This window comes from Geobacter benzoatilyticus (assembly GCF_017338855.1).
GTDB lineage: Bacteria > Desulfobacterota > Desulfuromonadia > Geobacterales > Geobacteraceae > Geobacter > Geobacter benzoatilyticus.
On the sequence record NZ_CP071382.1, the window covers coordinates 3,242,975 to 3,263,721 of the forward strand.

Genomic DNA, 20,747 nt, shown 5'->3' on the forward strand with positions numbered 1-20,747 from the left:
TCCTTAGATTTTGATTTTGCCAGTGACGGCCTCGGCGATAAGTATCTTTTTGATTTCATCTAGACGTTGACTCTGTTCATTGACGACTGAAATGGCCAGGTCAAAGTGTCCATCAATGTTTTTGATGTAAGATATGATTTCAGATTGTTCTTCTTCCGGCGGCAGAAGTATTGAAAAGTTCCCGAGTTTATCTGTAGGAAACGTCTTTGTTCCGTGCCCGGATTCTTCGAGTAAGCTCGAGAGTTCCTCGTGGAGACCATCCAAAAGAAATAGCAAAAATTCAGGTAAACAGCCTTCTGACGGTATCATCGCTTTCATATCTTGGTTAATAGTTAAAGGCGCTGCTGAGATCGCAACGGGTATTTTCTTTGCTAATATCATTCCTCTAACGACAATCAAGACACAGCCAGGATTCAACAACTTTAGTGATGTTCGTTGTATTGCTTTTTCAGTAATGCCGTCGATGGCGGATGATAAATATCTCGCTTTCATGTCTTTAGGTGAGACCCAAGGAATCTCGCCATCCCAATAATCGCGGTTATCTTTACTTGGTGTTCCACCACTAACGAAAGATACTAAGTGCTTTATTTTCTTGATAGCCCAATGCGCCGACACCTCCCCAATCCACTCCACACCACTATCGCGCATGGGCACATCAGGATTCAGTCCTTTGGTCACGGCCTTATTGATCAGAATGGCTTTCTGCTCTTTGAGCAGTTCGATCAGGCGCTGCTTCTTGGCAATGGTCTCGTCGATCTCGGCGGTCTTTTGGTCGAGGAAGTTGGCGATACGGTCTTGCTCTTCGCGAGGAGGTATGCAGAGCTCAAGTCTTTTGAAATCCCTGAAATCCAGGTTCTGCCGTAGACCCGAGCCCATCCCATAATAGACTTTGAGCAGATCGTAAGCATGCAACAAATAGTGAATGAAGGTTGGATTATGCTCAGGGTCGGGACGTAGACAGATATAAGCCGAGGTGATGATTCCCCGGTCCTTTGAAATTCCCGTTCTCAGGCTGGTTTGATCGTTTTGAAGATCCGTCGGACGAATGATGATGTCATTGGGGTTGATGACTTGATAAGTTTCGAAAGACTCAGGAACAAGTCCGGTAAGTTTTTCGGGTGGTTTGACAATCACGTTCCCATAACTGAGGGAAAGCACTACCTCTTCAACCATACCGATATTTCTGACCTTATATTCTTTCAAGACCGCCATGCCAGGCAGCAGTTTCCAATGACTCGGAACTTCATTGAGCCATTTGCTCTTGGCTGGTTTGTAACTTTCGTAACGCGGAAACACCATTACTGACCGCCTCCGAAATTCACCAGCTTCTTAAGCAGCCCTTCAGTTTCCGCCTCCAACGCCAGAATATCCCGCGTCACCTCTTCCAGTGACCGCAACGGCTTGTGCTGGTAAAAATACTTGTTGAAGCTGATCTCATAGCCGATCTTCTTCTGGTCGATGTTGATCCAGGCCTCGTCCAGATGGGGGCGCACCTCGCGCAGAAAGTAGCCGTGGATGTCATCCTTGAGCGGCACGTTCTCAGTGTCGCGCAGGTCCGCCTCGCTCTCGTACTCCACATACTCCCCCTTGGTCCCGGTCGGCCAGTAGCCGTAGTCGGCCAGCTGTTCCTGCGTGCAGCCGAGTTCGGCGAGCAGTTCGTGCAGCTTCTTGCCGCTCAGTTTGTGCACCTTCTTGACCACCCGTTCGGCCTTCTCGTCGTACCAGCTCACAGCGTTGAAAAGCTGGTTGCGCTCGCTGGCGGTCAGCTTGACCTGGTGCGCCTTGAGCGCGGCGTCGACCAGCTCGGTGAAACGATTGAAGTCCATGAAGAGCTCTTGCCCGACCTCCGCCATGACCACTTCGGCCACGTCGAGCAATGCCTTCTGATAGTCCCAGGTCGCCGGATCGAAGACCGCCTTGCTCTGCTTGGCGGAAAGGTTGATCTCCTCCTTCTCAAGATGCGCCTCGATTGCCTTGCGGTGGTCCGCCAACCGGGTGTAGACCTCATCCCCCCACTTCTCCCAGGCCCATTCCATCACCTCACTCAGGGCCGGAACGAAACGGAGGCTGGCGATCCGTTCGGGGGTGAACTGGGCGGCCTTCCGGCTGGGGCGCTCGATGGTGACCTTGTAGTAGCCGAAGTCGCGGTTGTCGAATATCTTGGAGACGCCTTCATTGGGCATGTCTAGGTAGAGCTGGGTGATCTCCCGGATATGTTCGGGAGCGAATTCGCAGTTCTTGGCACCCAGGTTCTTGCGCAGCTTGCGGAACATCTGGCTGGCGTTGATGAGCTGTACCTTGCCGCGCCTTTTTTCTGCCTTTTTGTTTGAGAGAACCCAGATGTAGGTGGTGATGCCGGTGTTGTAGAAGAGGTTGTTGGGGAGCTGGATGATCGCCTCAAGGTAGTCGTTCTCGATGATGTAGCGGCGAATGTTACTCTCGCCGCCGCCGGCATCGCCGGTAAAGAGGGACGAGCCGTTGTGGACCGAGGCGATGCGCGAGCCGGCAGGACCTTTGTCCAGGTCCTTCATCTTGTTGACCATCTCCATCAGAAAGAGGAGCTGGCCGTCCGAAGAGCGGGGCGTGGCAGGAACCGTATCAGGTTTGCCGCGAAAATCCTTCAGCGGCACCTCGAAGCGAGGGTCCAGCACATCTTTCCCGCCCAGTATGTACTTCTGGTCGCCTGCCCACGATTTGCCATACGGGGGATTGGACAGCATGAAATCGAATCGGAAACCGGCAAAATCGTCGCTCGCCAGGGTGGAGCCGCATTTGATGTTCTCGGGGTTGTTCCCCTTGATCATCATGTCCGACTTGCAGATGGCGTAAGTCTCGTCGTTGATCTCCTTGCCGTAGAGATTAATCATGGCATTGGATCGAATCAGCCCCTCGGGATCGGTAATGAAATCCTGGGCCTCGGTGAGCATCCCCCCCGACCCACAGGCCGGGTCGTAGACGGTGATGACCGGCGGCAGGTTATCCTTCACCGGCTCGAAGAGAATGTGGGTCATCAGGTCGATGACCTCGCGGGGAGTGAAGTGTTCACCGGCCTCTTCGTTGTTCTCCTCGTTGAACTTGCGGATCAGCTCCTCGAAGACATACCCCATGCCGAGGTTGGTCAGCGGCGGCAGCTTGCGGCCGTCCGGATCCTTCGCCTCGTTGGGGGTGAGGTTGATGTAGGGAGAGGTAAATTTTTCCAGCACCTCCAGCAGTACATCCTTCTCCGCCATGTGGCTTACCTGGGCGCGGAGCTTGAACTTATCGACGATCTCCTTGACGTTGTCGCTGAACCCGTCGAGATACGCCTTGAAGTTGGCCTCCAGGATCTGGCGGTTGTTGGCCGCGGTATCCACCAGCATCTTCAATGTCCAGGGAGAGGTGTTGTAGAAGACATAGCCGGAAGCCTCACGGAGCCCTTCGGGATCGAGATCGGTGAAGCCGGCATCGTCCCGCTGGAACTTGACCTCTTCCATGACTGCATCCTTGGTCGTTTCCAGAAGGCAGTCGAGCCGCCGTAAAACAAACATGGGGAGAATGACATCGCGGTACTTACCGCGCACATAGACGTCGCGCAGGCAATCGTCGGCAATGGACCAGATGAAAGATACGATTTTATTGTGAACGGAATTATCCAACGGGAAGGCCTCCTGGGGTTATTGACTCGGTGAATAAATATTCAAATTTACTATAATTTGTGATATACTTCGGGCATGAAAACTACAGATGCCCGCAAGCTAAATCAAGAAACACAGTATGAACTTCGCAAGCAAGTCGTTCGTCTCAAAGAAAAAGGCGAACTGGACAATCAAGCCATTTCAGAAATCGTCGGTTTGTGTTCAACCTACATCAGTACGATCTGGAAAAAGTACCAACGTGGCGGTCTGGATGCCATCAAGCCAGGGGTTCGTGGTCGCCGTCACGGGGAACAACGAGAACTGACAGCCATGCAAGAGGCTGATATCCAGAAGTTGCTAGTCGATAAGACGCCCGATCAGTTGAAATTGTCCTTCGCACTCTGGACCCGTGATGCCGTACGGTTGGCAATCAAGCAACATTACGGCATAGATTTGCCGCTACGAACCATCACCGACTATCTGAAGCGGTGGGGCTTTACCCCTCAGAAACCGACGAAAAGAGCCTACGAGCAAAACCCAAAGGCGGTTCAACAGTGGCATGAGACGGTCTACCCCCAGATTCAGGCCCGCGCCAAACAGGAAAAGGCCGAAATTCACTGGGGTGACGAGACCGGCATTCAGAACGATGCTTACAATACCAAAGGTTTTGCCCCCAAAGGGAAAACGCCAGTCGTGCGAATTAACGCCACGAAAAGCCGGGTCAACATGATCTCATCCATTACAAATCAGGGGAAAGTCCGGTTCATGATGTACCGGGAAACCATGACTGCCCAGGTGCTGATTAAATTCATGTCTCGGTTGATCAAGGATGCGGGCCGCAAGGTGTTTCTGATTTTGGACAACTTACGGGTGCACCACAGCAAAATGGTCAAAGACTGGCTGTTGGAGAACAAAGACCAAATCGAGGTCTTTTATCTCCCCTCGTACTCGCCGGAACTCAATCCCGATGAGTATCTCAATGGGGACCTCAAGCATTGTATCCGGTCTGGGCTTCCTCCTCGATCAGAGAAGGAACTGACCAAGAAAACCAGATCATTCATGCGAAAACTTCAAAATAGGCCACAACATGTCCGAAACTACTTCAGGCATCCAAAGATCGCCTATGCTGCCTGATTTGAACGTTTAATCACCGGAGCAATAATACAATGGGGGAATGGGGCAATTAGGTGGTCATCGGCAATTTCGCCCACATGTCCCTAACTTCAAAAGCAAAAACCGCCCGCCAAATCAGGATTGGCAAGGGCGGTTCTCACTTGGAACTCATATTATATATGTTCGCATGACATCACAGTATCCTCAAAAAATCACATAATTACGCGAATTTAATACATGATTGAGCCGCTGATGTCAACAAATGCCTCTATTATCCTCCTGTTTCCGAGCGGTTACGCGGGATCCGTCGAGGAGAATACAACGATGGGGTGCCGGTGCCAAAGGTCGCGTCCCCCCTCACCTACTACTATCTGACTTGCCATCACGACCTTTTGATTTTTGCTGATCTAATGAAAAAAAGCCGCCATCTTCCGATGGCGGCCACGGGCTAACCGCAGTTGGTGCTGTTAGAGAATCGACCCTCAGTGGGATGGGAGCTTATTGCTCGTACCCTTCCCACACATAAACGATGTCAAAGCCGTAGGTATTCCGGACATATTCGGCAAAGATCTCCCTCGCTCGAAGCGCACCGGAATCGTCCTGAGAGGTAACCGCGAAGAGATGTCCCAAAGCGGGGCTGATGAGGCTGGCGAAAAGGACGTCGATGGCAACTTTTTCCGCCGGCGCCACTTCCCTGCGGCGGCATGCCCACTCATCGGTCACAATTCCAACACAGGCCCGGTAAACATCGTCAGGAACGGAGCGCCGGTCCGTTTCCCACTCATAAAGCCGTTGCGGCGTCACCGGTTTGGCGCCAACTCCATATCGCCTGACAGAGAGTTCTTCCCCAAATATTTTCCCCGTCATTCCGACAACCTTCCGGATCTTCTTGATATCGAGTGCATTATACATAGTTGTCTCCTCTTTCATGTCGGACCGCTTTCCTCTGGCCGGGGCCAACGGTCTGGGAACATAAACTTCCAGCTCGTATCTGTTCATGACCTCCCTGCGGGCGGTTGCATATCCTTCAGGAGGGAGCCTTGCCCGGAGCCTTTTCAACTCGGCATGCATCTCAACGTGGGCACCTGGAGGCATGCACGCCAGGTTCTTGATCCGGTTGTTCCGTCGATTCTCGTCCCGGTGGTGGATGACGTAACCGGCCGGCACCGGTGCCCCGTAGTGGAGCTCCCAGACAACAATGTGCTGCATCTTGCTTCGGGTTATCTTTTTTTCCCTGTCACGAATGGTCAGCTGAATGTAGCCCTGCGGGGTAGATCTGGGTCTGGCATTTTCCCAACAGGAATTGCCTTCCGGCAGACCACTTCCACCCAGGGGCTTCTCCTGGCGGCTGCGATGTGTGGTGACGACCGGGGAGATCATGATGCACCTCCCGGAAGAGCGGTCGGCTTTGCGACCATGAATCCAAATTTCGAGAGCACATCATGACCCACAATGCCAAAAAGGGGAAAAGAGACCATTATGCGGATATTGCGGTTTGCGAGTTGAATCTTGAGAATGAATTCCTCGCAAAATTCCGCCACCTCCGCCTGAGGTATCCGAGTCGTCCCCTCCTTGGATATCCGCTGGAGCAGGTAACCGTAGATGGCGTGGGCCAAGAAAGATTCCATGTCCGCCATCATAAGTCGGAGCCAGTCCCTGGCCTCCTCCCTGGTTAGCTGATTGTGCCTGATAGTCAAGTTCCTCTTGATCCAGTCTTTTCGTGTTTCATCGATCTGTGCCATGATTCCCCCCTAACGTTAATGCACGCTTCCCTATGCCCTTAGTGCCTCATGACCAACCCTTTGAAACAGCGGCAACAGGTTGACTCTCCCCTTTCCCCTTAGTACGAGTCGGAGTTTCAGCTGAAATTCGCCGAGGAAGTGGCAAAACTCCCTCTCGGGGAAGCTCTCGTCCTGACGCTCCAGACGCCTGAACTTTACAAACCCATAGAGTGCCAACTGGTAAAAAAGCTTCTCGTCTCTCATCATCAGCCTTTGCCAGCGCACCGCCATGTCCTTGGAGAGAGATGCCGTGGTTGCCTCAAGGTTTTTCTCAACCCAGGTCCGCATCGCCAATTCCTCATTATCGCGCCTCATTGACACCCCCTTCGGACTCACCCAACAATTACCAATCGATTCATTTAAGTGAATTATACCATTCAACTTTATAAATGTAAATAACAAAATTCACAACTATGCATTCAAGGCTTGAACCGGCGCGGACTTCCTGCTATACATTGGGGCATGGATGAGACGACAAAGGCCGAAAAACGCAAGCGCGGAGAAGTGGTCGACGCCGCTGTTTTCGTCGAGAGGGTTAAGACCTTGATGGCAGAAAAGGGACTCTCTTCGGCGGAGCTTGCCGACCGGGCCGACCTCGCCAGGTCTGCTCTCACTCAGTTTTTCGGCGGAGAACGAAAACCGAGTGCAGACGCCGTGGTAAAACTCGCCAACGTTCTTGACACTTCTACCGACTATCTCCTTGGGAGGCGTGACCAAGCAGAGCTTGCGGACCTACTTCAGTCGGACAAGATCAAGGAACTGCTCCATCTCTTCTCCAATCTTTCCACAGCGGACCAGGATCGGGTTCTCGCCATGATACGCTTGATGAAGGAAACCGCCCGCTCTCCCTCAGAGGAATCCTCTACGAACCCACCAGCCGCGTAACGAGAATGGCCCTTTTTCTCATTACTTAGTGAACAGCACAAAAAAACGGGGCGTGCCCGCCGCTGTATGCGCCGGACACGCCCCGTTTCACACCCTACTTGTAATGCCTGGTGACTCCTTCCCGCCCGTGCCCCAGATACTCGGCGATCTCTTTGTTACTCGCACCTTCTTGGTCCATCTTCTGGGCCGTGTGATGTCGTGCCAAGTGACTATTCGCCATGTTCGCCTTGGTGCCGCCGGTACGGTGTAAGTCATTCGCCTGTTTTTTCAGGGCCTGTTTCAGTGTCAAGTGCAGAGGGATCAGTGTCTTGCCACCAGTGGCGGCTATATGCTTACCGACCCGCTGCAAGACCTCCCGCTGCTCATCGGTTTTGACCTCTAATTCGCGAGGTCTTCCTCCCTTTGAACCCTCCACAACCAGAAACTCCCTACCGTTGTGAACAACCACCCCCTGCGACAAGAGAGATTCCTTGACCCGAAGCCCAAAAACCCTCTGCATGTCAATAGCAAGGCCCTGCCATTCATTTTTGCCGTAAAGAGCCTCTCTAACCTCCTCCATCTTGATGTTGTCACCATGCTTCGGTTGATACCGGTCGCTCCGGTTAATTCCCAGTTCAGCATTGCTGCTGGGAACGATGTTATCCTTGCCGATGGCGTGGGCTATCCTTCTCATGGCAGTGGCGTAGTTCGCCATTGTGCTCGCCGAGACTCCCTCCGCTTTCAGGTGGTTGAAAAACCTCGACACGTGCTTGGTCTTCATGTGGTGGATGGACTGGAGCCCTTGGGTACCCATGAACTCCGCTATCCTCTCAATATTTCCCAGCAGTTTCTCCGTTGTTCCACTCCCCTTGCCGTAATTCTTCCCCACCAGCTTCTTTGCCTCGTTGCCAAGTTTACTGCTCATGGTTGTTCTCCTTTCTCCTGTTGTGTGGTGCCAATCGTGTTGAGTGTGTTTGCCACACAGCGGGGAGCTGTGCCCTAACGTGACACCAACTCGGAAGTTGGAGACGCTTCGGTTCCCTGAATTTGTGCATGAACCCGCAGGTTCAGTGCCCGACCTCGGCCGGGCAATCAGGGGGGCATACTGCCGGCTCCTTAGTGGATAGCGGAGGCGACACCTAAACAAGGAAGGAGGAGTTGCGAGGCATGGATGGGGGCGGACGTGAGAAAAGAGCCATCCTCCTGATGACTCTTTTCTCACGTCCGCTTAACGCCCGCTGCGCGGGCGACGGTCAGTCGACCGTCTCTTTCTCATCTCTACGTTCTGAGAAAAGAGACGGTCGCTTCCCGCGGCTACTTCAGAGGTAAAGGGAGATGTATGTGAACGGCCCGCAGCTTAATGCCGCGGGCCGGCAAGCGGAAGCTTGCCAGGTGGGGCAGGAAACGCTCCAGCACTAAACGACCATCACAATAAGGAAAGATGTAATGCCCTTATTGCTTCGGCAGTTCCTACTTGGAGCAAAAACGAGAGGGACCAATCGGGTTGCCGGGGGGGTTAGCCCCCAGCCCCCACACCACCCGTCATGCGGGCCCGCACCGGGCAGTTCGACGAAGTTACCGGGCCGTAGCCGGGTATAGGGTCTGCCACCCGGAAACTTTGCGAGTTCTCCTGGGGTCACGTCCAGATCTTCCGTACCGTGCCATCCGCACACACCTTGGTTCGATGGGAGGATGAGAACGCCTTCGCCTCCATAGTGCAGGCTCGACCAGACCCCATCTTTGGCCGACCGGTTTATCACAGGGTAGCCCCGTCGATTACGGCCCGGTACTTCTCCTCATGCCCTTCGGATTCCACCTCGCGGTGAACTGTCGCTACACAACCGCAGCATTTACCTTGGCATCCTGAATCCGTGGGACTTCGTCTGTTGTACTGACTTGCCCGGACACCCGGCCTTGTATGCTGTTTCTGTTCGTCGGCTCATAGCTTTGCGCTCGGGCTTCCTTCAGACCCCTCCTCGCGGAGACGCTCTTGCAGGGCGTACCCAATAAACCGAAACGTTGATTTGAGATATCTGCAATGCAGAAACAAAAATCACATTTCCCCATCTATCAGCGCAGAGGCCCACATCCAGGCGACACAATTATCTCGCCTTTCCGTGACTGCGTTGCGCCCCCAAGGCCGAGACGGAGTCCATTCTCAATTATGAATCTTTAGGTGAAATTCTTAGGTTGGAGATCACTGGCGCCAGACAAGGTCCAACGCTGTGCGATCGTGGGTGGGATAAGGCGGCCAGAATATCCGCCCCGGAAAGATTCACAAATATGATCGCAAGCGCCCTATCGCTGCGGATAGGGATCACCTCGCAGACCAACCGATACCACCGATACCACCGATACCACCGATACCACCGATACCACCGATACCACCGATACCACCGATACCACCGATACCACCGATACCACCGATACCAAATCTTGTACCGGCAGCCACAATAGAGTCCTTCCCTGAGACAAAGGAGGCACTTCCACTCGACTCGAGCGGAATCCCGTAGGATAAAAATATCGACGTCTATTTCTATTTACTGTCTTTATTATAGTTTCTGATTTTGTAATGTCAAAGACTTTTTTGTTGTCTGTACTATTAAAGTATTTTTCAACATATAAATGATATTTGTCCCATTATTGGTTCATTTTTTATGGTCATAATTTTTTTAATTTCGTTTGTACATTGGCTGAACAGCAACAGTAATTATTTGCATCATTTTTTCTTATGCAGATATTGTTTATTTTGAAATTCCTTTATGTGCAGTAGTGCAACAGTTGCCTAATTTTTATACTAAAATAAATCGAGTTGCAGGTCTGTGCATATCACTATACCAATTTTTTTGAGGTATAGTGGTATGGATTATTTCAACCCAGGTGAATTTGAAACTCTTACTATCCAAGAATTCTGTCAAAGATTGCACATATGCCAGAGCGAAGTCTATCGTTTGCGCAACGAGGGCAAGCTTGTTCCTGGACGCCATTTCATAAAGATAGGAAGAGTCGTCCGATATTTCTGGTGCAAGGAAGTGCTCCAGGATATTCACAGGACGGCGAACGACGACAAGACAGGAGAGGCCCCACCCTCACAGGCACCGACTCGGCAAAATAGCCGTTCACGCCGGCTGGGCCGAACAGAGAATCGAGTAAATTGGGATATTGAATAGTCCCCACCCCTTTGTTATCGTGGGTGTTGGACTCAATGCCCAGATCAGAAGGGAGGTGAAACAGAAAGGAGCAGCACTGTGGCAAGAAAGAAGAAGGAAGAGGTATCTCTGCGGAACTGGGGCGAAGGTAATGTGACGACCAAGAGGGGGTCTTCCCGACTTTACTATGACTTCCGCTACCTTGGTGAACGGGTTGAAATCTCCACGGGGCTTTCGGATACCCCTGATAACCGCCGCAAGGCCATGGCGTGGCTGATAAGGCAGCGGGAGAGGATTGAGGAGGGGACATTTCGGTTCGCGGAGGCGTTTCCCGGGGCCTCGGAGGAAAAGAAAGCCCACTTCTCCCGACTTGAAGGGTCGATAAATCTCTCCAAACCGAACCATATCCTGTTCGGGGATTATGTATCCCGGTGGTACCGGGAGGTATGGGAGCACCATCCTTCAGCGTCAAAGAAAGTGGACGAAAAATCGGCCATCGACTACTGGATCACACCGTTCTTTGGCAACAAAACGTTTTTCGAGATTAGCTCGGTAGTGATGGGGGACTTTATCCGCTCCCTGAAGCATAGGGAGGGGAATAAGGCAGGCCAGCCCCTCTCCCGCAAAAGGGTAGCCAATATCCTTTTACCACTTCGCTCAATCTGGCGCGATGCCTGCGACGAGTACCGGTGGGATTTACCGGACCCCTTCAAAAATGTGCCGAAGCAGCTCCCCAGAGACGAGACGGTGGACGAGTGCATGGAAGTGGTGACCGAGGGAGAGATGCAACGAATCGAGGATACACGCGATGCTCTCCGCTTCGATGAGTTCATGGCATACCTCGGCCACATGGATCCCTGGTACCGGCCGGTGGCGGAACTCTGGATCCTCACCGGCATGATCCCGTCAGAGATGTCGGGGCTTACCCGGCTGCACATCAAGGACGGCTACCTCTTTGTTCGCCGCTCCGTCAGCCGGGGGGTGGAGAAAGCAGGAGGGAAAACCACGTATCGGCGCCGGGAAATCCGGATTACGGCAACGATCCAAAGGGTCGTCGACGAGCTTCTCGCCCGCACCGATGGCAAGCGCCTAGTGACTCTCAAGAGCGGCAAGCCGCTCACACCGACGGAGTTCTATGATGCATGGGTCAAGGCGGAGAAAAAGGCTGGCCTCAGGCACCGGCGCCCTTACTGCCTGCGTCATAGCTTCGCTGCCTGGTCCTTGGCAATCGGCATCGACATGAACAGGCTGGCATGGATGATGGGGCATGGTTCAAAAAAAATGGTGTACGAGGTCTATGGTCGCTACGTGGAAAAGCTGGGAGATGACAAGGAGAAAATCCTCGCCTATTTCGGCCAGGACTTCGTGGCTGAGGAAACGAAAAAGGCCGCCTAGCAGAGCCAATAGCGAAAGAATTGGCGAAAGCTGGCGACCTTAAACCCGTAACGCCTTGATTTTACGGGGAAAATTTTGGAGCGGGAAACGGGATTCGAACCCGCGACCTTCAGCTTGGGAAGCTCGCACTCTAACGTTTCACCGCTCATCAAATTGGCTCTTGGCGTTTCAGCCACCACTTATATCTAGTTGACTTTTCATCTGTTTTGCTCTATTTTTCTTTCTAGATGTTTCTCGATTCCTCTCCGCTTGCCAACTACCAAACGGATGCAAAACGGATGCAAAGGTGATTTTTGACGGTCAAAACGGATGCAAAACGGATGCAACGCCAGGAGGTCGGATGAAGCAGTTTACGGAAAAATTCCTCGCGTCGATCAAGCCCCAACAGAAGAAGTTCGTGGTCAGAGAAGGACGGGGGTTTGCACTCCAGGTCCTCCCCTCTGGTTCAAAAACTTTCCTGTACATCTTTGAGCTAAACAAGCAGAAGGGGTACTTGCAACTTGGCAACTACCCGGCGACTTCCCTGGCGGATGCAAGAATAGCATACAACGACGCGTTCAAGCTAGTAAAAAGGGGCATTGACCCACGTGAGGAGAAGAAAGCCGTTGCCGAGGAACAGGCGAAGGCTGCAAGGGAAGCAGCCCAGGAAGTGGAGGCTGCTGCCGCTGCAGTGTCCCATCTGGGAAAATACACCTTTGACACCCTTGTCGCTGACGGGGTACCCGAGAATTTCGTTCCTACGACCGTTGAGCAGCTTGCCGGCGTCTGGTTCGTCAACTACTCGAAAGAAAACCATTCCGAGCGTTGGCAAGGATCCGCGGTGAGCTGTATTAAAGTTCATATACTTCCGAACATTGGGCAAATGGAAATCGCTGCCGTAAGACACAAACATGCTGTAACCCTCATCCAGAAAATTGCTTCCACCGTGCCGGGCTCGGCACGCAATACCATGAAATTTGCCAGACAGATGTTCAAGTATGCTTGTCGACAGGAATGGGCCGAGATTCAGCCGTTCATCGAGATTACGGAGTCAGTGCCGAAGATTGCGCCGAAAGCCGATGAACGCCATCTTGATGATGACGAGGTCATCAAGGCTTGGGATGAGATCAGTAAAGCATCAAGCTCTCGTGAAATTAAGCGTGCTTTGAAGCTTATCCTTGTCACAGCACAACGTCCCGGCGAGGTAGCACAAATGCACCGCGATCAGGTCAAGGGGAGATGGTGGACAATCCCGGCTGAGGTAGCAGGGAAGAACGAGAGGGAGCATCGGGTCTACCTGACGGACACGGCCATTGAACTGGTCGGGGATGGCAAAGGCTATATCTTTCCCTCGGAGAGGGGAAAGCGAGGGCATGTTTCACAAAACGCTCTATCTCAGGCGATAAATCGCGGTTACTTGAGCGACGAAGTGGTGAAGGTCGTCGGCAACCGGAACATCAAGGCAAGAAAGGAACCGTACTTCGGCATGAAACCGTGGTCACCCCATGATCTTCGTCGCACCGCCCGCACAAATATGGCACGGGTCGGAGTTTCTGATGAGGTTGGCGAGGAGGTAGTTAACCACATCAAGCCTGGCGTCGTGGGAGTGTACAACAAGTATCGCTACGACAACGAGAAGAAGGAGGCCCTCATCAAGTGGGAAGGCCTTCTCCTTGAAATTCTAAAAGCCAAACCGGTCGCTGAGGAGAATCTCGCAGAAGTTGTCTGAACCATGGTTTGATAATGCGGCCCGGGCAAATCACTCGTCTGTTTTTCCGCCCTGCCACGCCTCCCCCGGCAAACGGGCAACCAGCTCATTCATTACAAACTCCGCGGCCTTTTGAAGATCCCACCCGCTGTTCCGCATCAGTAGAGGCCCGATATCCTCAAGGAACCTTGGGTCCCTGAGTTTCTCGCCGAGATTCATCTCAAACTCCGCACGGGAAACGCGATGACCTTCATGCTCCATGTACCTCAGAAAGCAGTCGACAACCTGCGCTGGGTTTATCTCGATCAAGGAAAAAGCTTTCCAGAGATCGAAAAGATCACGTCCTTTCTTTCTCTGATATAAAGCCCTGACCTTGGTTCCCAGCAGTTCATCGAGCTGGTAGGTCAGTATGGTGGTACTTCCACTGAACCAGCGTGACTCGACAGAAAATTGCCGCCTCTCGAGTCCGAGTACTGAAAAATGTTCACGGGAATTGATTTCAACCTTGAGTTTCAATGGCAAGCCTTCTTCCGACTCCATCCGGTAGGTGAGCGTAACTCGTCCTTCGGACTGTTTCCGCTTCGGGACGCCAAGCCAGGGATTGAGTTTTTCCTGTAGCGCATCCATCACCGGACCAATGGGTCCGGCCTCGACTTGAACCAAGTCAATATCCTCGGAATAGCGAGCCGGTGGAAGATGAAGCTTGAACAGGGCCGTGCCACCCCGGAACGCAAGCTGTTCCGTTAGCAGGGGGTGGTTGAATATTTCAACCAACACCCGGCAAATGATAAGGTCCTGCTCCACCTGGTAGCGTTGCGACCAAGGAGCAGTTTGCTGCCATTCAGTGATATAGGCACGATCGATCAAAGTTCAGGCTCCACGTCAGTATTTATAAAGACCTGCCAGCGGCTGTTCTTCTTAGCCCCCTTGATGCTGGTTCCCGGCTCTAGGGGGGTCGGCATTGGATGGCAGGTTTTCAGGTAATCGGCAAGCAGATCCGCTTTGTCATGCTCTTCGAGTAGTTCAAGGAGATAACCCAACCGCTGCACCCAGGCAATGGGTGAATGCTGAGCCACCTCTACCAGCCGTCCGACGTCGATCTTCTCTGACAGCTCGGCCAGCACGGTGGCAACATTATCCAGACCCGCGCAGCGGCGAACATATCCTACGAGATCAATGGCCGTAGCTTCGGGAGTTGAAATTTTCACAGTGCCGGCGGTAGTATTCCTCGGCTCGGTCGGAATACTGGCTGCATTTTTCCTGAAAACAAATTCCACCCTGACCTGTCCGCACTCAATGGGGCGCCGGGCCTTTGCCACGACTACCTGAAAGACTTGGGGCCGATGATGAGCTGCACCATGAAACTCGGCGGCGCTCAATAGGCCGACATAATAGGCTTCTCCAAGATACTCCATCAGATCGGGGATGAACTGCTGTGGCGGCAGACAACCACGAGCACGGTGTTCGGGTGGGAGAATCACGTAGAATTCCTGGTAGGGTAAGGCCAGTACTCCCTTCTTCTTCAATCGGTTCAGGGCAGACTTGATCGCCACTGGGGAAGCATCAAGCCGTTTTACCATTTCGGCGAACGAAAAGCAGAAACGGCCCTGTGCCGCAAATTCGTCTATAATCTTCATGTACATCGAGAACACTCCGTTATTATCATAGGCAATAAATACCGCAAATTGCTATTTTTTGCAAATGATAATTATGGCAATGCTGGCAGTTTTCTGGACGCCCCCTTTCACCTACTTCCACTGCTTTTGAACGGCAATATATTCAGCAACAACAGGCGGCGTGAACCCTTTGATGTCTACTATTGACGACCGAGCTCATCCCCTTCGGCAGGGCAGCGCCTTTTTTAGATTATGTCGAGAATGTAAACTATTCGTTGACATTTTGAGCTTATTTAATATAGCCGCTCACCGCACATCCACATGCCCCCCCTCGGCCGCCACGCCGACGAGATCACGAACGACCGCTTTTCCGCGTCACCCGTCAGCAGCGATCCGAAGGTGACTGTGAACTCGCAATGGCGGCCGTTCACCACGTCCATCATGTTGACCATGAGAGCCTATTCCCGCCCATTTTAGGAGCCTCGCGCCTCTTAGCATTGACTCGTCAACCGAAATCCAAGCAACGCATAGGCTTCCCGCATTTTTGGCCAAGAGAAGAAAAAACACCTTCCCCCCTTCGTGATTATATACATGGGGGGATTATGCGCAGACTCGTCATGGCAACGCTTCTGGGAACCGTTCTCAGTTTCAGCGGGACAGCAGGCGCCTTCTGCTTCGAGGAGGCGGGAGCCGAGTACGGCATCTCGCCCCTACTCCTCCGGACCATCTCCAAGGGGGAAAGCAACTTCAATCCTGTCGCCGTCAATTACAACACCAATGGGAGCTACGACTTCGGCCTCATGCAGATCAACTCCTCGTGGGCGCCAACTCTGCGGAAGATGGGCATCCCCTGGGAAGCGCTCGCCGATCCCTGCACAAATGTCAAGGTCGGGGCCTGGGTGCTTTCCCAGTGCGTTCAGGACTATGGCTACACGTGGGCCGCAGTCGGTTGCTACAACTCGCGCACCCCGTCGAAACGGAACAGATACGCTTCCAGGATCGCCCGGCTGATGAGCCGAGAGCCGGTGACGCCGCAGCAGCCCAGGCAGGAACAAGGGCAGGTGGCAATTGCCACCGGTTCCCTGCAAGACTCGCCATGGGAAGCGGTTTTCGGCCATGCTTCCCGCTGACCTCCTGACAAAATACGGACTTCAGGAAGCCGAAGCGATCGAGGTCATCAAGTTCGCAATTACCCGGGCATTGACCGTTGCCCTGCGAATGAACCTCGCTGTCAGGATCGAGGACAGACTGGAGATAACCGTTTTCCCTGACCATGGGGAACCGGTTGAGCTCTCCCCGGCGATGATCAAACGCAAGGTGCGCCGTTTCATCATCCACCATGTCGAACTGGAACTGCAAAAGCGGCAAGTCATGCGCGAAGCCGAGGAACTGAAGGAACTGCGTGGGAAGAACGTCGCGGGAGAGATTTCCCGGATCACCGAAGACGGCGCGCTCTATGTCGCCCTGGAGATTTCAGACGTTTTCAGTCACCTGATTCTGGCCGGCGAATGTCCGGTGCGCTACCAGCCTCTCCATGAAAGGGGTCACTACCGTATCGGCGATATACGGGAGTTTTTCATTTCTAGCGTTCTCCCGATCGTCGTCAACGGCAGGTCGGCCCATGTCCGCATTCGCCTCAGCCGGATCACGAAAGAGCTTCCCGCGCTGTTGTTAACGGAGCGGACATCGGTAGCGGGCATCGTATGCCGGCGCCGGATCGCCGGAGGCTTCAGCGACATCGTCACCCCCGTCCGCATCCCCAAGGATGCGATCAATTCAGTCGGAAAGGAACTGGGAGAACACCTGAATGTTTTCATTTCGCAAGCGTCCACAAGATGAACCCCTGACCCATATCGGAACCGGGGTCAACATGGAGCACCCGACGAAGATCGTCCCCCTGTCCATCCCCGACACCTACCGAAAAAGGCACATGTTCGTGTTCGGCACGACAGGTGTCGGCAAGACGAGGCTCTGCGAGAACCTTATCGAACAGGACATCAACAAGGGTTATTCTGTCGTCTACTTCGACCCCAAGGGAGATCAGCAGATTTTCACGAAGATCTTCGACGTAGCGCGCAGCGCGGGACGCCTCGACGAACTGATGCTCGTGACCCCCATCTTTCCGGAATACTCGTCAGTCGTTGACCCCATGGCCTTCTATTTCATGATCGACGAGCTGGTCGGCCACATCATCTCCGGCATCCAGGGCGGGAAGGAGCCGTTCTACCGCAACATAGCAAAGGAGATCACCACCGCCGTCATTACCGCCAACATCCTTTTGGCCACGGAGGAAGGGCGCCTGCCGGTTATGAACATCGACACCATACGGCAAAGTATCCGTCGGGACGCCCTGGAGGAGACGATGAACGCCCTGCGGCGAATCGGCACCCATGAGGCGGATCTGACGGCCGGTATGCTGGAGGACATCCTCAAGTCCCCCATGGAGTACTACGCGAAGGTCTCATCGACACTCCGAACGGCCTTGATGGAACTCTCCTCCGGCAATATCGGCAAGATCATCGGCCAGGCCGACTCCAACCGCTTCATCAAGCGTCTGGAGGAAGGGAAGCGCGTAATCCTCGTAGTCCACACCGGGACGATGATCACCCGCGAGGCTGCGGCCACCCTGGGCAAAGTCCTCCTCTCGATGATCCAGTCCTTCATCGGCCGGGTCTATCTTTCGAACAAGCAGAAGGTTGATCCCCCTCTCTCCGTCTACATTGACGAAGCCCAAAGCCTTTTTTACCAAGGCGTTGAGGACCTTTTCGCAAAGGCGGGGTCCGCTGACGTGATGGTGACGGCCTTCGCCCAGTCCGTAAACCAGGTCTATGCGGTCGTGGGCGAGGAGTTCGGCAAGAGCATTCTCGACAACACCAATACGAAGATCTTCATGCGCTGCTCCGACGCGGAGACAAGCGAATACGTCGTCAAGCACTTCGGGGTGCGAAACGTCCTGACCGGGATCTTCGGGTCGAACCAGGTAACAACCCGGGAGGTGGAACAGGACATTCTCAAGGTCCAGGACATTCTGGGTCTCCAGCCCCGGGAGTTCTACATGCTGACCTATTCGGGGAGGTTCAAGGGAACCACGCTCGACGCCCCGAATCCCAAGCTCAAGATCATCTTCCCGGAAGCGCCGGCCGTCATCTCCTCGTTCAATGACTACCGTTCCCGTAATGAGACGGACAATCCATGAACGGGTTGTTCATCACAACTTCCGTCATCGGGACCGGACTCGTGGTCTATGCGGCCAGGAACCTTTTCCGTCAGGTTGGAGACGGCGAACCCATGGGGAAGCCCATCCACGAAATGATGGAGGAAAAAACCCTGGCCGAGGTGAGCCGGACCTGGAACAAAGCGGCGTTAAGCGGAAATATTGTCGACTTCCGGGAGATCGCAAAACTCTGGCGCGAATCGGAAACGGAACAGGCTGTTGTCCCCCTGCCCCGCCCGGCTTTCAAGCACTGGGAGATCGAGCGGTTTTTCTCCGAGATGATAGAGAAACGCCGCACCATCAAAGGCGACCGGCGAACGGTAATCGTCAAGCTTCTGAAGCTGCTCGATGAGGAGGGGGATTGCCCGTCAGTAGTGAATATGAACCCGCTTGAAGCGGAGAATAAATATTCCAGGGAAACATTCTCCATGCTGGCCACGATCCCGCTCTACCTTCATACCATCCAGGTGGCGAGGAAATTTGCGGCCAAGGTCAACCAGGATGTCATGCTGCCGGATATCTTCATCGTCTCTCTCGGCCATGACATCGGCAAGATACCGTCCTACCACGACAAGATGTACTCCACCGTGGACCACCCGCTCATCTCAGCAATCATCCTCAATGGGATCACGGAATACGCTTCTCTGGCGAACAGGGACGAACTGGACAAGATCGTCAGGGAGCACCACCTGCTCAAGGCGGAATATCCGCTAACGAAAATGCTCAAGCAGTGCGACCAGGACGTGCGGAAGGAGGAACTGGCCGTCCTCGTCGGGGAGGCGGTTGAGCGGAATAAGACGTCGTACAAAACCGAAGATATCCCGCCCCGGAAACCTGAACCTCAGACGGTCGCGCAAAAGCCGGCCGCCAAGAATGGTGCGCCTCCAGAGGAAACACGAGACCACCCTCTGGGAGCATTGGAAACGCAGGATCTCCCCGACCTGGAAGCGCTGGAGCTGCCGTCATGGTTTGATGCAGATGCAATCCTCTCAGCGTTGAAGAAAAGAATCAATCAGCTGGAAGCGACATCCAAGGGCCTGCGCTGGTCTGCGGTATCGACATCGTCTGGCCACGTCTTCGCAAATCCTGAAGGGCTGTGGGCAGCCGTCAAAGAGGTGAGCGGAATGGACCCGGACATGCTTGCTGCCGATGCCGATGAAGCGTCGAAGAGGAACCTGCTCTATACCTTTGTCCGGGAACTCAGCAGGATTAATGACGCCATCGCCACGGAGTACGTGTCTGAAAAGCACTATACGACAAAAGCAACCATCGTGACCGGTGCGGGGAAAGGGATCAATTCACTCCTCGTACCCTTCAGGGCGAGAGCCTTCGGGATAAGCAGCGCAACCCTGGAGATGCAGAAATCACCCCTGCTGAAAAAGATGGTCAAGGATATCAAACCGAAACAGGAGGAGATCGAAACGTGCGTCTTGTGATTGCGGCCCTGCTGCTTGTCTCCGTATCCGCCACAGCCGGAGCCGGTTACTACTCCGATTCAGGGACAGGCTGGTGGTGGTATCAAAAAGAGCCTGAGAAAAAGGAAGAAAAGGAGAAGTCCTCGAAAAAGGCAAAGGCGAAGAAGATGCCGGCGCTTTCGGACTATTCCTATGACGAGATCTGGAACATGCACCCGGACGACTTCGAGAAGTTCGCCGAAGGTCTGAAAAGAAAAGCGGTGCAGAACCCATCCGAGGAGAACGTCAAGGACTACTATGAGGTCCAGGAAATCGCCCGAAAGAAGGCCTTGGCATTCACGAACGTCGCCCAGTACGTCTGGCAGAAATACCCCGATCTGACTACCGCGAAAGATTACCCGATCGCCACTCCCGGCAATCTGAGCCGCGTCAACCAGATCCAGGAGGAAAAGAACCGGAAACTCCGTGACAACCGGGAGGAGTTCGCCCTCATCTATTTCTACAAGTCCGATTGCGGTTACTGCCAGCAGCAACAGCCTATCATCGACTGGTTCACCAACTCCACCGGCTGGCAGGTAAAAAGGATCAACATCGAGGAAAGTCCAGGCTTGGCCGGAAGGTTCGGCGTCGAGATAACACCGACGATGATCCTGATCCAGAAAGGCAACTGGAATTCCTTCCCGGTCTCAAGCGGACTGATAACTGCCGAGGAGATCGAGGACAAGACCTATCGGGCGGTGCGCCTGCTGAAAGGCGAGATTACCCCGGAGGAGTTCAGCCTGTATGACTTTCAGAAAGGAGGTGGCTTCGATGTCAGAAAGAGGCCGTCGAACCTCGACAGACAGTGATGGACCTGGAACAAAATACTTCAAGCAACCGTTGAAAGGAGGTGATTCAAC

Annotated in this window: 18 protein-coding genes; 10 read left to right on the plus strand and 8 right to left on the minus strand. The window is 53.5% G+C overall.

Translation table 11 applies throughout. The features are described 5' to 3' along the window. Positions 1-3 precede the first annotated feature (3 nt). Both JZM60_RS15055 and JZM60_RS15060 read right to left on the minus strand, forming a co-directional pair. Positions 4-1,299 (minus strand): restriction endonuclease subunit S, encoded by a 1,296-nt coding sequence (locus tag JZM60_RS15055; RefSeq protein WP_207163214.1) that lies wholly within the window; start codon positions 1,297-1,299, stop codon positions 4-6. Continuing rightward, positions 1,299-3,635 carry a type I restriction-modification system subunit M gene (locus JZM60_RS15060; RefSeq protein WP_207163215.1) on the minus strand — a complete coding sequence of 779 codons (2,337 nt, stop codon included), beginning with the start codon at positions 3,633-3,635 and terminating at the stop codon, positions 1,299-1,301. Before JZM60_RS15060 ends, JZM60_RS15055 begins: the two co-directional genes overlap by 1 nt. A gap of 75 nt (positions 3,636-3,710) precedes the next feature. On the opposite strand from JZM60_RS15060, the gene JZM60_RS15065 reads away from it, so the two are divergent. After that, the gene (locus JZM60_RS15065) at positions 3,711-4,748 is read left to right on the plus strand and encodes an IS630 family transposase (protein ID WP_207163216.1); all 1,038 of its coding nucleotides are present in this window, start codon (positions 3,711-3,713) and stop codon (positions 4,746-4,748) included. Between the two features lie 477 nt (positions 4,749-5,225). Here the strand turns inward: JZM60_RS15065 and JZM60_RS15070 are convergent, their stop codons facing one another. The 3 genes from JZM60_RS15070 to JZM60_RS15080 are packed head-to-tail and all read right to left on the minus strand — an operon-like array spanning position 5,226 to position 6,823. After that, positions 5,226-6,107 (minus strand): HNH endonuclease signature motif containing protein, encoded by an 882-nt coding sequence (locus tag JZM60_RS15070; protein WP_207163217.1) that lies wholly within the window; start codon positions 6,105-6,107, stop codon positions 5,226-5,228. Beyond that, positions 6,104-6,469, minus strand: coding sequence for a hypothetical protein (locus JZM60_RS15075; protein ID WP_207163218.1), 366 nt, complete (start codon positions 6,467-6,469; stop codon positions 6,104-6,106). Before JZM60_RS15075 ends, JZM60_RS15070 begins: the two co-directional genes overlap by 4 nt. 30 nt (positions 6,470-6,499) lie before the next feature. Then, entirely contained in the window at positions 6,500-6,823 is a 324-nt protein-coding gene (locus tag JZM60_RS15080; protein WP_207163219.1) for a heat shock factor family protein, read from the minus strand. A gap of 147 nt (positions 6,824-6,970) precedes the next feature. Here JZM60_RS15080 and JZM60_RS15085 point away from each other — a divergent pair, with 147 nt between their 5' ends. Next, entirely contained in the window at positions 6,971-7,393 is a 423-nt protein-coding gene (locus JZM60_RS15085) for a helix-turn-helix domain-containing protein (protein ID WP_207163220.1), read from the plus strand. A 94-nt stretch (positions 7,394-7,487) separates the two neighbouring features. On the opposite strand, the gene JZM60_RS15090 is transcribed toward JZM60_RS15085, so the two are convergent. Then, positions 7,488-8,297 carry a tyrosine-type recombinase/integrase gene (locus tag JZM60_RS15090; RefSeq protein ID WP_207163221.1) on the minus strand — a complete coding sequence of 270 codons (810 nt, stop codon included), beginning with the start codon at positions 8,295-8,297 and terminating at the stop codon, positions 7,488-7,490. A 1,936-nt stretch (positions 8,298-10,233) separates the two neighbouring features. Between JZM60_RS15090 and JZM60_RS16940 the strand changes: the two genes are divergently transcribed. From JZM60_RS16940 to JZM60_RS15105, 3 genes are all read left to right on the plus strand, one after another. Beyond that, positions 10,234-10,542: a helix-turn-helix domain-containing protein gene (locus JZM60_RS16940; protein ID WP_207163222.1), complete on the plus strand. Its 309-nt coding sequence runs from the start codon at positions 10,234-10,236 to the stop codon at positions 10,540-10,542. A 78-nt stretch (positions 10,543-10,620) separates the two neighbouring features. Then, positions 10,621-11,916, plus strand: a complete 1,296-nt coding sequence (locus tag JZM60_RS15100) for an Arm DNA-binding domain-containing protein (protein WP_207163223.1) — start codon at positions 10,621-10,623, stop codon at positions 11,914-11,916. A gap of 340 nt (positions 11,917-12,256) precedes the next feature. Next, the gene (locus JZM60_RS15105; protein ID WP_207163224.1) at positions 12,257-13,624 is read left to right on the plus strand and encodes a tyrosine-type recombinase/integrase; all 1,368 of its coding nucleotides are present in this window, start codon (positions 12,257-12,259) and stop codon (positions 13,622-13,624) included. A gap of 30 nt (positions 13,625-13,654) precedes the next feature. On the opposite strand, the gene JZM60_RS15110 is transcribed toward JZM60_RS15105, so the two are convergent. Beyond that, positions 13,655-14,470: a nucleotidyl transferase AbiEii/AbiGii toxin family protein gene (locus JZM60_RS15110; RefSeq protein WP_207163225.1), complete on the minus strand. Its 816-nt coding sequence runs from the start codon at positions 14,468-14,470 to the stop codon at positions 13,655-13,657. Further along, positions 14,467-15,240 (minus strand): type IV toxin-antitoxin system AbiEi family antitoxin, encoded by a 774-nt coding sequence (locus JZM60_RS15115; protein WP_241426285.1) that lies wholly within the window; start codon positions 15,238-15,240, stop codon positions 14,467-14,469. The genes JZM60_RS15110 and JZM60_RS15115 overlap by 4 nt, the downstream gene beginning before the upstream one ends. Before the next feature lie 581 nt (positions 15,241-15,821). Between JZM60_RS15115 and JZM60_RS15120 the strand changes: the two genes are divergently transcribed. From JZM60_RS15120 to JZM60_RS15140, 5 genes are read left to right on the plus strand one after another with little or no spacing between them, the layout of a single operon-like run. Beyond that, positions 15,822-16,349, plus strand: coding sequence for a lytic transglycosylase domain-containing protein (locus JZM60_RS15120; protein ID WP_241426286.1), 528 nt, complete (start codon positions 15,822-15,824; stop codon positions 16,347-16,349). Continuing rightward, positions 16,336-17,058, plus strand: coding sequence for a hypothetical protein (locus JZM60_RS15125; RefSeq protein ID WP_207163227.1), 723 nt, complete (start codon positions 16,336-16,338; stop codon positions 17,056-17,058). The genes JZM60_RS15120 and JZM60_RS15125 overlap by 14 nt, the downstream gene beginning before the upstream one ends. Then, complete coding sequence (locus tag JZM60_RS15130) at positions 17,027-18,415, plus strand: type IV secretory system conjugative DNA transfer family protein (RefSeq protein WP_207163228.1); 1,389 nt, start codon at positions 17,027-17,029, stop codon at positions 18,413-18,415. Before JZM60_RS15125 ends, JZM60_RS15130 begins: the two co-directional genes overlap by 32 nt. After that, positions 18,412-19,869 (plus strand): HD domain-containing protein, encoded by a 1,458-nt coding sequence (locus JZM60_RS15135; RefSeq protein WP_207163229.1) that lies wholly within the window; start codon positions 18,412-18,414, stop codon positions 19,867-19,869. Before JZM60_RS15130 ends, JZM60_RS15135 begins: the two co-directional genes overlap by 4 nt. Further along, the gene (locus JZM60_RS15140; protein ID WP_207163230.1) at positions 19,857-20,696 is read left to right on the plus strand and encodes a conjugal transfer protein TraF; all 840 of its coding nucleotides are present in this window, start codon (positions 19,857-19,859) and stop codon (positions 20,694-20,696) included. The genes JZM60_RS15135 and JZM60_RS15140 overlap by 13 nt, the downstream gene beginning before the upstream one ends. Positions 20,697-20,747 lie beyond the last annotated feature (51 nt).